General features: G+C 38.6%; 15 protein-coding genes. 6 read left to right on the top strand and 9 right to left on the bottom strand.

Features of this window, described 5'->3' with window-relative positions; all coding sequences use genetic code 11:
- Positions 1-74 precede the first annotated feature (74 nt).
- Positions 75-491 (bottom strand): fluoride efflux transporter FluC, encoded by a 417-nt coding sequence (locus tag AC3WJG_RS23295; RefSeq protein ID WP_492588628.1) that lies wholly within the window; start codon positions 489-491, stop codon positions 75-77.
- Between the two features lie 323 nt (positions 492-814).
- Between AC3WJG_RS23295 and AC3WJG_RS23300 the strand changes: the two genes are divergently transcribed.
- Genes AC3WJG_RS23300 through AC3WJG_RS23310 form a run of 3 tightly spaced genes read left to right on the top strand, consistent with a single transcriptional unit; the run spans position 815 to position 3,089 of the window.
- The gene (locus tag AC3WJG_RS23300) at positions 815-1,636 is read left to right on the top strand and encodes an amino acid ABC transporter substrate-binding protein (RefSeq protein ID WP_028410254.1); all 822 of its coding nucleotides are present in this window, start codon (positions 815-817) and stop codon (positions 1,634-1,636) included.
- Positions 1,620-2,324: an amino acid ABC transporter permease gene (locus AC3WJG_RS23305; protein WP_034276677.1), complete on the top strand. Its 705-nt coding sequence runs from the start codon at positions 1,620-1,622 to the stop codon at positions 2,322-2,324. The genes AC3WJG_RS23300 and AC3WJG_RS23305 overlap by 17 nt, the downstream gene beginning before the upstream one ends.
- Before the next feature lie 30 nt (positions 2,325-2,354).
- Positions 2,355-3,089, top strand: coding sequence for an amino acid ABC transporter ATP-binding protein (locus AC3WJG_RS23310; RefSeq protein ID WP_028410252.1), 735 nt, complete (start codon positions 2,355-2,357; stop codon positions 3,087-3,089).
- 34 nt (positions 3,090-3,123) lie between these two features.
- On the opposite strand, the gene AC3WJG_RS23315 is transcribed toward AC3WJG_RS23310, so the two are convergent.
- Positions 3,124-4,068 carry a nucleoside hydrolase gene (locus AC3WJG_RS23315; protein WP_028410251.1) on the bottom strand — a complete coding sequence of 315 codons (945 nt, stop codon included), beginning with the start codon at positions 4,066-4,068 and terminating at the stop codon, positions 3,124-3,126.
- Positions 4,069-4,247: 179 nt separating this feature from the next.
- On the opposite strand from AC3WJG_RS23315, the gene AC3WJG_RS23320 reads away from it, so the two are divergent.
- On the top strand, positions 4,248-5,243 hold the full coding sequence (locus AC3WJG_RS23320) for an NADPH:quinone oxidoreductase family protein (protein ID WP_060745387.1): 996 nt from the start codon (positions 4,248-4,250) through the stop codon (positions 5,241-5,243).
- A 53-nt stretch (positions 5,244-5,296) separates the two neighbouring features.
- Here AC3WJG_RS23320 and AC3WJG_RS23325 read toward each other — a convergent pair whose 3' ends face one another.
- The 3 genes from AC3WJG_RS23325 to AC3WJG_RS23335 form a co-directional block, all read right to left on the bottom strand.
- Positions 5,297-5,728 carry an Rrf2 family transcriptional regulator gene (locus tag AC3WJG_RS23325; protein ID WP_013081642.1) on the bottom strand — a complete coding sequence of 144 codons (432 nt, stop codon included), beginning with the start codon at positions 5,726-5,728 and terminating at the stop codon, positions 5,297-5,299.
- 66 nt (positions 5,729-5,794) lie between these two features.
- Positions 5,795-6,124, bottom strand: coding sequence for an antibiotic biosynthesis monooxygenase family protein (locus AC3WJG_RS23330; RefSeq protein WP_102813495.1), 330 nt, complete (start codon positions 6,122-6,124; stop codon positions 5,795-5,797).
- A 123-nt stretch (positions 6,125-6,247) separates the two neighbouring features.
- Positions 6,248-7,657 carry a SpoVR family protein gene (locus tag AC3WJG_RS23335; protein WP_013055269.1) on the bottom strand — a complete coding sequence of 470 codons (1,410 nt, stop codon included), beginning with the start codon at positions 7,655-7,657 and terminating at the stop codon, positions 6,248-6,250.
- Between the two features lie 321 nt (positions 7,658-7,978).
- Between AC3WJG_RS23335 and AC3WJG_RS23340 the strand changes: the two genes are divergently transcribed.
- Together AC3WJG_RS23340 and AC3WJG_RS23345 are read left to right on the top strand one after the other, a co-directional pair.
- Entirely contained in the window at positions 7,979-8,230 is a 252-nt protein-coding gene (locus AC3WJG_RS23340; protein ID WP_013055267.1) for a YhdB family protein, read from the top strand.
- Between the two features lie 209 nt (positions 8,231-8,439).
- The gene (locus tag AC3WJG_RS23345; RefSeq protein ID WP_028410248.1) at positions 8,440-9,051 is read left to right on the top strand and encodes a biotin transporter BioY; all 612 of its coding nucleotides are present in this window, start codon (positions 8,440-8,442) and stop codon (positions 9,049-9,051) included.
- A gap of 34 nt (positions 9,052-9,085) precedes the next feature.
- Here AC3WJG_RS23345 and AC3WJG_RS23350 read toward each other — a convergent pair whose 3' ends face one another.
- The 4 genes from AC3WJG_RS23350 to AC3WJG_RS23365 form a co-directional block, all read right to left on the bottom strand.
- Positions 9,086-10,840: a phospho-sugar mutase gene (locus tag AC3WJG_RS23350; RefSeq protein ID WP_028410247.1), complete on the bottom strand. Its 1,755-nt coding sequence runs from the start codon at positions 10,838-10,840 to the stop codon at positions 9,086-9,088.
- Between the two features lie 164 nt (positions 10,841-11,004).
- A complete protein-coding gene (locus tag AC3WJG_RS23355; protein ID WP_016762944.1) occupies positions 11,005-12,684 on the bottom strand; it encodes a glycerol-3-phosphate dehydrogenase/oxidase in 1,680 nt (559 codons plus the stop codon).
- A gap of 187 nt (positions 12,685-12,871) precedes the next feature.
- Positions 12,872-14,362 carry a glycerol kinase GlpK gene (glpK, locus tag AC3WJG_RS23360; protein ID WP_028410246.1) on the bottom strand — a complete coding sequence of 497 codons (1,491 nt, stop codon included), beginning with the start codon at positions 14,360-14,362 and terminating at the stop codon, positions 12,872-12,874.
- Positions 14,363-14,429: 67 nt separating this feature from the next.
- A complete protein-coding gene (locus AC3WJG_RS23365; protein WP_028410245.1) occupies positions 14,430-15,257 on the bottom strand; it encodes an MIP/aquaporin family protein in 828 nt (275 codons plus the stop codon).
- Positions 15,258-15,274 lie beyond the last annotated feature (17 nt).

Consider the following 15,274-nt stretch of genomic DNA (forward strand, 5'->3'; position numbering starts at 1 on the left):
GTAACTTTTAAACCCAAAAGATAACGGCATATTCCTCCAGCTGCCCCGCCAAGTGCCAAGCTCACTATGCTCATTTAGTTCACCTCATGTACTTTCACTAAATTTTTTCCTGCCGCTTCACCGCATAGATAGCCTGCTAAAGCAAGAAAGATTCCACCTACTAAAGAGACAATTACATAAATTGCTCCCCAAAATAAATGGTGCTGAGTGAGAGAAATGACGTCTCCTGCAAACGTTGAATACGTTGTAAAACCGCCGCATACGCCAACTCCTAGTCCAAGCTTTATCCATTCTTTTGGCTTTTTCCACACAAAAAATCCTGTTAATAGGCCTAGTATGAAGCTTCCTAATAGGTTTTCAATTACCGTTCCTATTGGATAGCCCGTATATAATAAGGAAAGATTCAGCAAATAACGTGCATATGTACCAGCGATAGCACCAAAGGCAATTGAGATTAAGTTTATGGCTTTCATCATATCGCTCCGTTTCATAAATTCTTCTTTAAGTGTACCATAAGGAATTTATTTCTACCTTAACATTTAACTATATGTTTATTGCACCAAAAGTCATGAAAAAATGAAAGAGAAAATCGTCGCATGAAACTTCCTTTTTACTCCTCAAATCTCCCTTAAAAATCCACTTAATCCAAATTTTAAAATCTTTCTGTATCCTTATGACAAACCGTGTATAGAAGGTATATTTCCCTTATTTTAAGTCACATTAATCGTATAAGTTTTTTTTGTTGACTTTTGCTGTGTTCTTGTTTAGTATCACAGAGTATCATTTCCTATCAGAATACTAGGGGGTTTAGAAAATGAAGAAATTTGCTGCACTTTTGTCGCTACTATTAGCTTTCACAGTTGTGCTTGCCGCATGCGGTTCTAGCTCAAAAAATGAAGCAAACAATGGAGACAATAAATCTGCACAAGAAGATTTATATAATAAAGTGAAAAAAGATGGCGTATTAACAATTGGAACTGAAGGTACATACCCTCCGTTCACTTTTCATGACGACAAACAAAAGCTAACTGGGTTTGATGTAGAATTGGCTCAAGAAGTAGCTAAACGTCTTGGCGTAAAAGCTGAGTTCAAAGAAACACAGTGGGATGGCATGTTTGCCGGATTAGATGCTAAACGCTTTGACATGATTGCTAATGAAGTTGGTATTCGTGAAGATCGTCAAAAGAAATACGATTTCTCTGATCCATACATCCAGTCAGGCGCTGTATTAATTGTTCGTAAAGACGAAAAAGATATCAAATCATTTAAAGATTTAAAAGGAAAAAAATCAGCGCAGTCATTAACAAGTAACTATAAAGACATGGCTCAATCTTATGGTGCAAACATTACGAGTGCTGAAGGTTTTGCTCAAGCAGTAGAACTAATGAGCGCAAACCGTGTTGATGCTACAATCAACGATAAATTATCGTTCCTTGACTATAAGAAAAAGCACCCTAACGCACCTATCAAAATCGCGGATGAAAAATCCGATGGTGCTGCAAGCGGCTTTATGTTTAGAAAAGACAGCGGTAAGTTAGTGGATAAAGTAAACAAAGCATTGAAAGATATGAAAAAAGACGGAACATACGCAAAAATTTCTAAGAAATGGTTTGGCGAAGATGTTTCTCCTAAATAATATTTTTCCTGATGGAGAGCGATTGAATCAATTGATTTCAATCGCTCAATCATCTCTCTTACCAATGGTAAAGGGAGCTATTCAATATTCTATTCCACTAACATTAATAAGCTTTGCCATAGGCATTGTGTTAGCTGTTTTAACAGCACTTGCTCGCTTGTCGTCAAGTAAGGTATTAAACATGATTGCACGTGTATATGTCTCAATTATTCGTGGAACGCCTTTGCTTGTGCAATTATTTATCATTTTCTACGGATTACCTAACTTAGATATAACAATTGATCCATTTATCTCTGCTGTTATTGGATTTTCATTAAGTGTAGGTGCGTATGCATCTGAAATTATTCGAGCAGCAATTCAATCTATTCCTAAAGGACAGTGGGAAGCTGGCTACTCACTTGGTATGACCTATTCCCAAGCGTTAAGACGGATTATCTTACCGCAAGCAGCACGTGTATCGATTCCGCCATTATCTAACTCTTTTATTAGTCTTATTAAAGACACGTCACTTGCATCGCTTATTCTTGTTTCTGAAATGTTCCGTCAAGCTCAAGAAATTGCTTCAACTAACTATGAGTTTTTACTTCTTTATAGTGAAGCAGCTCTATTGTACTGGATTATGTGCACAATCTTATCCATTATCCAAGGACGCATTGAAATAAGACTAGATCGTTACGTATCTAAATAACCGTTTCAAGTAGCTAAAGGAGTTTTTTATATGATTAATATCAAAAATTTGCATAAATCATTCGGTGATTTGCAAGTATTAAAAGGAATTGATTTAGAAGTTGAACAGGGCAAGGTAATTGTATTAATCGGCCCTTCTGGATCGGGTAAAACAACTTTTTTACGTTGTTTAAACCTGTTAGAAATCCCAACAGACGGCACGATTGAACTTGATAAAAAAAGCATGAATTTTACCAAGCCTGTTCGCAAAAAAGACATTACTTCATTTCGAAGCCTAACAGGTATGGTCTTTCAAAACTATAACTTGTTTCCTCATAAAACTGCGCTTGAAAATGTTATGGAAGGTCCTGTAATTGTAAAAGGTGTTTCCACTCAAGAAGCAGAAAAAAGAGGGAAAGAATTATTAACACGAGTTGGCTTAGGAGACAAGCTCGACTTTTATCCTTTCCAGCTGTCTGGCGGACAACAACAGCGTGTTGGCATCGCCAGAGCAATGGCGATGGACCCAAAAGTTATGCTGTTTGATGAGCCTACTTCAGCTCTTGATCCTGAGCTTGTAGGAGACGTTCTTCAAGCCATGAAAGACTTGGCAAAAGAAGGAATGACGATGGTGGTGGTAACTCATGAAATGCGCTTTGCCCGTGAAGTAGCGGATGAAGTTATTTTTATGGATCAAGGTGTCATTATGGAAAGAGGGATACCGGATCAAATATTTTTAAATCCTCAGCAAGAGCGGACACGTCAATTCTTGAATATGATTCATTAAAAAGGTTGCACACTTTCATGTGCAACCTTTTTCTTTATTTGGCTACTGCTTTTTTCATCAAATCTGTAATGTACGTAAAGAATGCTTCAGCTGTGACATCATATACGATATCTACAGGTCGTCCCTCTTCGGAAATTTCTGTTCTTCCTTGGCTCGGTGTTTCTGTATGCACAATACTCGAAACCGTTTTTACCTTCACAAGTGTTGAATTCCCTGTAAATGCTGTTGTGAGTACATCCCACAAATAATATGTTGAATTGGTTTCAACGTGCACAAGCGGCGGGCAGGCCGCGTAGCACTGCCCTACAAAGTCTACTCCTTCATATCTTCGAAGTGAAGCCCACATTTGACGAATAGCCGGTGTTAAAGGAACTTGATTCGTGCTTTCTAAAGCAACCATCTCAATTTTAATTTTGCTTTCCCATAGTTTCGCTACTGCTTCTGGATCCCAAAAAGCATTCCACTCCGCCGTTCCATCGTGTTCAGGTTCCTGTACATTTCCTACTTCTTGAAATGTACCGCCCATCCATACTAACTTGTCAATTTTCTCTTCTATTTCCGGCGCTTTTTCAAGTGCTCTTGCTAAATCTGTTAACGGTCCTGTAAACAATAAAGTTGTTTTCCCGGCTGTGTGCTGCAATGTCTCGATTAAATGATCATGAGCAGGGAGCTGACTTATTTTTGTTTGTACTTCCCCTTTTTCATTTAAAATCGGCAGTGCATCTACATAAAACGTATGCATGCGCCACTCCTTTGGAAATGGATTCATACCGCGTGAAGTAGATTTAGCAACCTCAATATCATAACTTCCAAAACGATCAATAATCTTTTGGCTTGCGCTGATACCTGGCTCTAGATATCCGTCAGCCGGAATAACAGATACTCCCGTTACTTTTACATCATCCATTTGCAGCAGTAAAAAAAGCGATACTAAATCATCGATGCCTGCATCATGGTTAAAATATACATTTGTGCTCATTTCTCTTCTCCTCTTTTCTATGTATTGCTAACTAATAGCTATACCGCTATTTTATAATGAAATGATCTCTTTCGTAATCAAAGTATTAGGAACTTCTTTTACTATTTTCTATAATGGGTATAGAAAGAAGGTAATCTATGTATAGATGTATACATCTCAGTATAGAAAGGAGAAATAAAATGGAGCAATCATTTTCAGCATTAATCGTAGATAAAAAAAGTGAAGACCAAGTGGAGGCGTCCGTCCAAGAACTGACGCTAAACGATTTGCCAGAAGGCGATGTACTTATTCGCGTTCATTATTCAGGAGTGAATTATAAAGATAGCTTAGCCAGCATCGCAAACGGCAATATTGTGACAAGCTACCCGTTTGTCCCAGGAATCGACCTAGCAGGCGTCGTTGTATCTTCTGACAGCCCTGATTTTAAAGAAGGTGATCATGTCATCGCAACAAGCTATGACATTGGCGTATCACACTTTGGAGGCTATAGTGAGTATGCGCGCATACGCAGCGAATGGATTGTCCCTCTTCCTCAAAATTTAACGTTAAAAGAAGCAATGATTATCGGAACAGCTGGCTTTACAGCTGCTTTATCTGTGCATCGCTTAGAGGAAAACCATACTAGTCCATCTAATGGCTCTGTGCTTGTAACAGGCGCTACGGGAGGTGTAGGAAGCTTTGCGATTGCCATTCTTTCAAAATTAGGCTACACAGTGGAAGCAAGTACGGGAAAAAGCTCGGAAGCAGCTTATTTGAAAGAGCTTGGCGCTTCCTCTATTGTAGCGCGTGAAGATGTTTATAACGGCAAATTAAAAACATTAGGCAAACAAAAATGGGCTGCTGCGGTGGATCCTGTGGGGGGAGAGCCTCTAGCTTCTGTTCTCAGTCAAATTCAGTACGGCGGCTCTGTAGCTGTCAGCGGGCTAACAGCTGGAGGCAAAGTGCCAACAACCGTCTTCCCCTTCATTTTAAGAGGGATTAATTTATTAGGTATCGATTCTGTTTACTGTCCAATGCCTACTCGAAAAGAGATTTGGAATAGACTCGCTAGTGACTTTAAGCCTGAAAGCTTTGAACCTTTCATTCAACAGGAAATTTCACTACAACAGCTCCCTGAGGTACTTCCGACTTTATTAAAAGGACAAGCTCGAGGACGAACAATTGTGAAGCTATAAAAAAACGGAGAAACCTAGGTTTCTCCGTTTTTTTTACGAACAGAAGCATGTTATTACGCATCTATTTTTGCTATTAAATCCGTCACTAATTCTTTCATGGTCACATCGGCTAAGACTTGTTCCATGGCATCTTGAGAACGTTTTAAAATCAATTCAAGGACACTTTGAATATTGGCTCCTACAGGACACTCCACATTCGGATTTTCATGCATTTGAAACAATTCTCCTTCTTCCACTGCCGCCACCGCTCGATAAACGTCTAACAACGTTATCTCTTCTAAATCTTTCAATAGATAAGCTCCGCCAGCTCCGGCTTTTACACCCACGAGTCCAGCTTTCTTTAACATCCCAATTACTCGTCTTATAACAACAGGATTTGTATTTACACTGCTAGCAATCCACTCTGAAGTACTAGGATGACTGCTATCTACTTTAATTAAAGATAGTATGTGAACGGCCACGGTGAATCGACTGCTAATTTTCATTGCTCTCACTCCTATTTTGTTGTAATCATTATAGTTACAACATTTATGAAAGTCAAGCATGCTTTTTTAGGAAAGAATGTCCTCTTCTACCGCCTCATAAAAGCGCAGCGTTTTCTTGATTTCCATAGCTTCAGCACATGCTTTCGTTTTCTTTTTATTCGCTTCTTTATGTTCGTTCACATGTTCTTCTCTTGAGATCCACGCTTGAAAGAACTTCTTGTCTTCCCACTTGGATACAAAAACATATTCAACTTTATCTGCGGAATCTTTTTTCCAGCATTCGAACGATAAATTTCCTTTGGCTGCCTCAATTTCTCTTTTGTTTTTCTTAGCTTTTTGCTTGAGCTGTTCTTCAAATTTCTTTTCTGTTTCAAAACTTGCGTTTACAACAAACATCTTATCTTCCTTTCTAAATGAAAGTAATTCTCATTTGATTATTGCATAGTAATTTTATTTTTTCAATTTATATGGATAAGTTACAGAAGCCCAAAAAGACCGCTGTTTAAGCGGTCTTCTTTTTTACAAATGTTTTCTATGCACTGTTTTTCCATCATACGTAAAGGCGATTGGCTTGCCTTCCATTACCGTTTCTAAATGAACGGGGCGGCCCCAAAGCTGATGAACGTACGGTACCACTTTTTCTAAGTATTTGACATCTAATTCAATTCCTTCATACCAGTGTTTTAAATAGAGCTCTCCATTTTTTAGATAGTCTCCATTGGTTACTGTGATATAAGGAAATCCGCCGTTTACGCGCATATTAACAAGCTGATCTCTAACTTCTGTCCACTCTTTGTCGACGATTTTATAGTCTTTTCCTTGTTTTTGGAATAAGTACATATCCTCCCGCATGACTAAATCTTTTGTTAAGTAATTGCGGATAAAGGAAATATCTGATTCAACCTCACGTACCTCAAACATCTTCTCTCTTCCTGACCCCGGCTCCACGCCCCGGCGAATCATATCTTCTGTTGGATTATTGTAGCGTTCTTCAATGTCTTCAAAGATTTTTAAACCTAAATAATATGGATTGATTCCCGTCTTAGACGGCTGCACAACCCCTGCATTTAGCTTGGCGAATTCTATCGCTTCATCACTCGTTAAATCCATTTCTCGAATAATGCGCTGATGCCAGAAAGAAGCCCAGCCTTCATTCATAATTTTTGTTTCAAGCTGCGGCCAGAAATAAAGCATTTCTTCTCGCATCATCGTTAAAATATCCCGCTGCCAATCCTCTAGATAAGGACTGTATTCTTCGATAAATAATAAGATGTCTTTTTCAGGCTGAGGCGGAAATTTTTTAAAAGACTTTGGAGGTTTTGGTTTTTTCTTTTCTTTATAATCCAAATTCCATAAATCATCGTAAGGAGAAATGATTTCTTCTTCCGATGATTCTACATCATCTATGCTCCAAGAAAGCTTGGCACGCATAAGGGACGGATCAATATGTTCCTGAATCGATAGGACAGCATCCAAAAACTTTTCTACTTCACGCTTACCGTGCTTTACTTCGTATTCTTTAATTCGATCAGCGGTCGCTGCCATACTTTCTACCATATCCCGTTTAGTGTTGGCAAAACGGCTGTTATTTTTAAAGAAGTCACAGTGGGCTAACACGTGAGCTACAATTAATTTATTTTGAATAAGCGCATTGGAATCCAATAAAAATGCATAACAAGGATCTGAATTGATAACTAATTCATAAATTTTACTCAATCCCAGATCGTAGTGTAATTTCATTTTGTAAAATTGTTTTCCAAAGCTCCAATGTGAAAAACGAGTTGGCATCCCATATGCACCAAACGTATAAATAATATCTGCCGGGCAAATTTCATAGCGCATCGGATAAAAATCTAAGCCGAAACCGCTAGCTATTTCCGTAATTTCATCAATCGCACGGTATAATTGCTTATAATCTGCTTCTTTCACGACAGCTCCCCCTTTCACTCCTTACTTCAATCTATGTACAAACATGTCAATTCATGTGTTTTCATCAAAAAGAAGCTTTATTTTTTCAAGAAAAGGGGATTTTTATTTAGTTGTCTTAAATAATGGATGTAATATAACTGTTATGCTGCATCATTCTTTGCTTTTCTTATGATTTATCAGGTGCTGTACGTTTATTCTTCTTGCATAATAACTACAACCTCTTTTAATTATGCACTGGTCTTTTGCCCAACATTTACAGCGTAAGAATTCCCGCAAATATCATACACTAATTTCAACTCCTCAAAAGGAGGAACGTTATTAATGGATGTAATTGATTATGATCGAGCTTTGTATTACACACACCGTTCACAATGGGATAACTTATTAATTTTAATGGTTCGAACAGACGACGATTTTCTTTCAAAAAAGATTGAACATTTTTTGCACGCCTACAATTTCGAACGAAACTACCGCATCATTCAAGAAGAGCTTTATTCCTTACTACGCTACATTGATCATGCAACGGAATATTCGGAGCACAACCCGGAGCTTCTGGAAGAATCATTGTACTAGTATTTTTGATACACACACTTGGACAAAGAAGGGATGAATTCCCTTCTTTATTTTTTTATGTTGCACTAAAAATATGCATACTTTATTTCAAAAAACCTCACATAATATATGTAAACATATTTATTTTTACCGTTGACATAAAAGTGAATTCGACGTACAATCTTCAGTACATACGCTAAGATATTTCAGTACATACTGGGAGGAACAATATGAGTACTAATAAAAGGTTTCGCACATTAGATTTAACGCTAGCCGGTATGTTTGCGGCTCTGATGGCTATTGGTGCAAACATTACTTCTTGGGCACCTTTTTTACAAGTAGGCGGCGTGCCTCTTTCACTTCAGCCTTTTTTTGTTATATTAGCAGGACTTTTACTTGGGAGCCGAATGGGTTCTATTTCGATGATTGTATACGTATTAATTGGCATTGCCGGCGCCCCGGTATTTGCTCAATTTAAAGCAGGAATTGGTATTTTATTTGGAAGCACCGGCGGCTTTTTGCTTTCTTATATCGTAGCAGCATTTATCACAGGAAAAATTATGGAAATGCGCGGGAAGCCAACTTTTTCTATCTTTTTAATTTCATCGCTAGTTGGTATTGCGGTTATTTATTTAATTGGTACTACGTATATGTATGCAGCAGTTAATTACTGGCTTGAAGCTCCTGCAATGACATATGCAGCCGCTTGGAAGATTATGTCGTGGTTTGCGGTAAAGGATCTTATTTTTACTGTTCTTGGGGCTATGCTTGCTCCGAAAATTTATAAAGCCCTACGATCTTCTTCGTACTTGTCAAATACGCAATCAAACAAAGTATCATAAAAGAAGCCTGCTCAAGTTTGAGCAGGCTTTACTTTTATACCGTTTTCACTTTATCCAATACACGTTCTACTTCACCCATTACAGCTGTTTGTACAGCTTCTAAATGAGCAATGCTTGTTGCTTCATCTTCTGACACGACGCCAAAATAGAACTTCACCTTTGGCTCTGTACCAGACGGACGAAGGCAGAACCAAGAACCGTCTTCTAAGATATATTTTAATACATTTGATTTTGGTAATGTAATTTCTTCTACTTTTCCTGCTTTAATATGCTGACGCTCACTTAATGTATAATCCTCTACAACCGAAACATTTAATCCTGCAATGTCAGTAGGAGGTTCATTTCTAAATGTAGCCAAAATATGCTGAATTTGCTCAGATCCTTCTTTTCCTTTAAGCGTTAAAGATTTCAGACCTTCACGATAGAAACCATATTTAGTAAACACTTGCTGAAGCGCTTCGTATAGTGTCATGCCCTGCTTTTTATAATAAGCACAAGCTTCTACTGCTAGAATGGCTGCTTGTACAGCGTCTTTGTCACGAGCAAAGTCACCAATTAAATAGCCATAGCTTTCTTCATAACCGAATTGGAATGTATACTCGCCCGTTTGCTCATATTGCTTAATTTTTTCACCGATAAATTTAAAACCTGTTAGAGTGTCAACAACTTGCAGTCCAAATGAACGAGCAATTTGTGCGCCGATTTCTGACGTTACAATCGTTTTTAACACAACGCCATTAGCAGGCAGCACGCCTTTTTCTTTCTTTTGAGAAAGCAAATAGTGAAGCAATAAAGCACCCGTTTGGTTTCCTGTTAATAACGCATATTCGCCGCTTGGATCTTTGACAGCAATTCCTAAACGGTCTGCATCTGGATCCGTTGCGATTAAGATATCTGCATCAATTTCTTTTCCTTTACGAACAGCATATTCAAATGCAGCCGGCTCTTCAGGATTCGGAGATTTAACCGTCGAGAAATTTGGATCAGGAAGTTCTTGTTCTTCAATAACCGTGACATTTTCGTAACCGATGGATTGAAGCGCGTTGCGAACTGGCTTATTAGCTGTACCATGCAGAGGTGTAAAAACCACTTTTAAGTCTTTACCTGTTTCAGAAGCTAGCTCTGGATTAATTAAAATCGTTTTTAGTTTCTCATTGTATGCTTCGTCAATCGCTGAACCAATCATTTCAATAAGACCTTTTTCTTTTAGCTCCGCTTCAGATTGAACAGCTAATGCAAGTTCATTTTCCACAGCATTTACAAAGCCAACTAGTTCATCAGCTTCTTTTGGCGGCAACTGACCACCGTCTGGACCATATACTTTGTATCCATTATATTCAGGAGGATTGTGGCTCGCTGTAATAACAATACCTCCAAATGCGTTTAACTCACGCACTGCAAATGAAAGTTCAGGTGTTGGTCTTAGCTCTTCAAATACATACGTTTTAATTCCGTGACTTGCTAATGTTTTTGCTGCTTCCATTGCAAATTCAGGGGATTTGTGGCGAGAATCATACGCTATGACTACTCCTTGGTTAATAGCTTCTTCGCCAGCTTGTTTAATGTACTCAGCAAAGCCTTCGGAAGCTTTTCGGATTGTATACGTATTCATACGGTTTGTACCCGCTCCAATTTCCCCACGCATTCCGCCTGTTCCAAATTCTAATGTTTTGTAAAAACTATCTTCTAATTGTTTTTCATCACCTTTGATTGCGTCTAAATTTTGACGTAATTCAGGATCTAAATTTGGATGATTAACCCAAGATGTATACGTTTCTTTCCAACTCATAAAAAAAAGCCCCCTTATATAAATGTAAATATGTATGAAAAGAGAAAAACGAGTAATCGTCTTTCTCTTTTTTTAACAGTCATATTATATTTCTTCGTCAAAATTTGACTTCCTGCTATTATATTATGGCTGTATTGACAAATTTTGAGGTACTTTTTATTTTATCATGAAATACCTGTCATACGGTTAACTTTTTCATCTACTGGTACAACTGCGTCATGAAGGTGCTGTTCTAATTCATCTGTATAAGCTTTTGTTTGCTCAGGCGTCCACTTTAACTCTTCGGCCATATGAGCAATCACTTGTTTTTTCCAGCTTCTTACCCAGTTGATATCAAAGAATAAAGCGCCCGTACGTCTAATAAAGAAGTCCACTGGTTTTGAAACCATTTCTTCTTCTATGCCATATTGAATTTGCAGAAATACACTAGCTGGAAGGTCGCTGTTTTTTAGCTGATCTGGACGTTCAATCATGTAGCGGTATACTTTATCTACGTTTGAGCCATAGCGTTTTACAAGCTTTTCAGCAGCGTCACGTGATAATCCTAGTTTGATGCCTTCTTTGACTTTTTGCTCTACAAACGTTGGGAACCCACCTGAACCTCCTACATTACCTCCAGAAATCGGTAAATGTTTAGTTTGACAGCTTTCAAATTCGCGTCCTTCTGCTTTAAAATCTTCAGCTACGCGATTTACGACAATTTCAGCCATTTTACGGTACCCAGTTAATTTCCCTCCAGCGATCGTAATTAAACCTGATTCCGATGTCCAGATTTCATCTTTACGCGAGATTTCAGAAGGGTCTTTTCCTTGTTCGTGAATAAGTGGACGAACACCAGCCCAGCTTGATTCCACATCGTCTACTGTAATATCAACCGTTGGGAACATATAGTTAATCGCATCAATAACATATTGACGATCTTTTACAGTCATACGCGGATGTCTAGCGTCTTCTTTATAGACCGTGTCTGTTGTGCCCACATATGTTTTTCCATCACGCGGAATTGCAAACACCATACGTCCATCAGGTGTATCAAAATAAATGGCTTGTTTTAACGGAAAGCGCTCTTGATCGATAACTAAGTGAATTCCTTTTGTTAATTGAAGCTGCTTGCCTTTTTTTGAATTATCTTTTTCACGCAGCGTGTCCACCCATGGACCTGCAGCGTTGACGATTTTTTTCGCATAGATATTATATTCTTTATTCGTAAGCTGATCACGAACAACAGCCCCTACTACTTTTCCTTTATCATAAATGAAGTTTTCCACTTTTGTATAATTGACTAAATCTGCTCCTCTTGCGGCAGCTTCTTTAGCTACTTCAATTGTTAAACGTGCATCATCTGTTTTATATTCAACGTAGTAACCGCCGCCTTTTAAGTCTTTAGATTTTACCAATGGCTCGCGGCTAAGCGTTTCTTCTGCGCTAAACATTTTGCGGCGCTCTGAGCGTTTTACACCAGCTAAGAAATCATATACGCGCAGTCCAATTGAAGTTGAGAATTTACCGAATGTTCCACCCGTATGGAAAGGTAACAGCATCCACTCCGGAGTCGTTACATGAGGACCATTTTCATATACAATCGCACGTTCTTTACCAACTTCGGCTACCATTTTAACTTCAAACTGTTTTAAATAGCGTAGTCCGCCGTGAACAAGCTTCGTTGAACGACTAGACGTTCCTGCTGCGAAATCCTGCATTTCAACTAATGCCGTTTTCATACCTCGATGAGTCGCGTCAAGGGCAATACCTGAACCAGTAATTCCCCCACCAATTACTAGTAAATCATATTGATTTTGTGTCATGTCTACCAATTTATTCGAACGTGTTTGACTTGAAAACATAAGTCATTCCCCTTTCATTTTTCAAAGATATCAAATTTTTCCAATATACCAAAAAGAGAGACCACAAATCACATATATAGTATGCCTACATATGGATCTGTGGTCTCTCCGATTCTCCAACCAATTTATTAACTTGAGTAAATTATATCATACATACACTTTTAATTAAAGGATTTTCATCAAATAATTACTTAAAAGCCATTGTTGCATGCACAGCTTTTTTCCAGCCGCTATATAATTCTTCACGCTTTTCTTCTTCCATATTTGGTTCGAAAGATTTTTCCATATTCCACTGCTGCGCAATTTCATCGCAATCTTTCCAGTAGCCAACCGCTAGACCCGCTAAATATGCTGCCCCAAGAGCCGTTGTTTCATTCACTTGAGGACGCTCAACCGGAACGTCTAACACATCACTTTGGAACTGCATTAAGAAATTATTCTTAACTGCTCCTCCGTCTACACGCAATGTTTTTAATGTAATTCCAGAGTCGGCTTCCATTGCACTTAATACATCTCTTGTTTGATAAGCTAGTGATTCAAGCGTTGCACGGATAAAGTGTTCTTTTTTTGTACCACGAGTCAATCCAAACATCGCTCCTCGTACATCGCTATCCCAATATGGCGTTCCAAGTCCTACGAAAGCTGGCACAATATATACACCGTCTGTAGACTCTACTCGTGTTGCATAGTTTTCAGTTTCAGCCGCATCTTTAAACATTCTTAAACCATCGCGGAGCCACTGAATAGCAGATCCTGCTACAAAAATACTGCCTTCAAGCGCATATTCTACCTTACCGTTAATCCCCCATGCTAATGTAGTTAACAAACCGTGATCGGACTTAACTGCTTTTTCACCCGTATTCATTAACATGAAGCAACCTGTTCCATACGTGTTCTTCGCCATTCCTTTTTCATAGCACGCTTGTCCAAATAAAGCGGCTTGCTGATCTCCTGCTGCTCCCGCAATTGGAATACTCTGACCGAAGAAGTGATAATCTACTGTATGAGCGTATACTTCAGAAGAAGGCTTTACTTCTGGAAGCATAGATTTCGGTACTCCTAAAATATCTAGCAGTTCATCATCCCATTTTAAATCGTAGATATTGAACATAAGCGTACGGGATGCGTTTGAGTAATCCGTTACATGCGCTTTTCCACCTGATAGCTTCCAAATTAACCATGTATCGATTGTTCCGAATAACAATTCACCGTTTTCCGCTTTTTCTCGTGCACCTTCTACGTTATCTAAAATCCACTTTACTTTTGTTCCAGAGAAGTATGCATCAATTAATAATCCCGTTTTGTCGCGGAACGTATCGTTTAATCCTTTTGCTTTTAACTCTTCACAAATGGCAGACGTTTGTCGAGACTGCCATACGATTGCATTGTATACTGGCTTTCCTGTTGCTTTTTCCCACACTACTGCTGTTTCACGCTGATTGGTAATTCCAATTCCTTCAATTTGATCAGCATGAACACCTGACTCAGATAGACAAGATGCAATAACAGCAAGGATAGAACCCCAAATTTCACTAGCATTATGCTCTACCCAACCTGGTTTTGGGAAGTATTGCGTAAACTCTTTTTGAGCTACATGTACAACTTCACCTTTTTTATTAAATAACATTGCTCGTGAGCTGGTTGTTCCTTGGTCTAAAGATAAAATAAATTTTTCCATATCAATATCCCCTATTCTCTGTATAGTGTCGTTTCTTTATTGTACATAGTTAGATGGTAAAGCGCATTCATTTTTTTGGTACTACTGCTGATTGAATTTGTGCTGTCTTTTGTTTAGAAACAGCGTAGATAACAGCTAAAACAATCACCGCAATGCTTAAGACAATCCATAAGCTGCTAGACATTTTATTTAAGAATGCCGCTTGATAAAATACTGCACCAATTGATCCGCCTAATAAAGGACCCACTACTGGTACCCAAGCGTATTTCCAGTTCGAGCTGCCTTTTCCAGGTATAGGCAAGATAGCATGAGCAATACGAGGTCCTAAATCACGAGCAGGGTTGATGGCATAGCCTGTTGTTCCTCCTAATGATAAACCAATACTTACGATTAAAAATCCTACTACTAAAGGATTTAATCCATCTGTAAATTTATTTGCTCCAATTGCTAAGATTCCTACAACTAATACAAACGTTCCAATTGCCTCACTTAAAACGTTTGCAAATGGGTTAGCAATTGCTGGTCCCGTTGCGAATACGCCTAATTTTGTACCAGCATCTTTTGTTTCTTTCCAGTGTGGAAGATAGTGTAAATAAACAACTGTTGCACCAAGAATGGCTCCAATAAACTGAGCTAAAATGTACATCGGTACTTGTGACCACGGAAAATCACCTGTAATAGCAAGCGCTACGGTTAACGCTGGATTTAAGTGTGCCCCACTCATATTACCAACCGCATATGCTGCCATCGCTACCGCCATTCCCCATCCCATTGTGATAACGATCCATCCTGAATTAGCAGCAAACGATTTTTTTAAATTGACGCCCGCACATACACCAGCGCCAAGGATAATTAAAATCATTGTTCCAATTATTTCTCCTAAGAATGCTTGCATATAAATAACCTCCCCTT

It is taken from the genome of Priestia sp. FW507-14D1A, assembly GCF_058781295.1.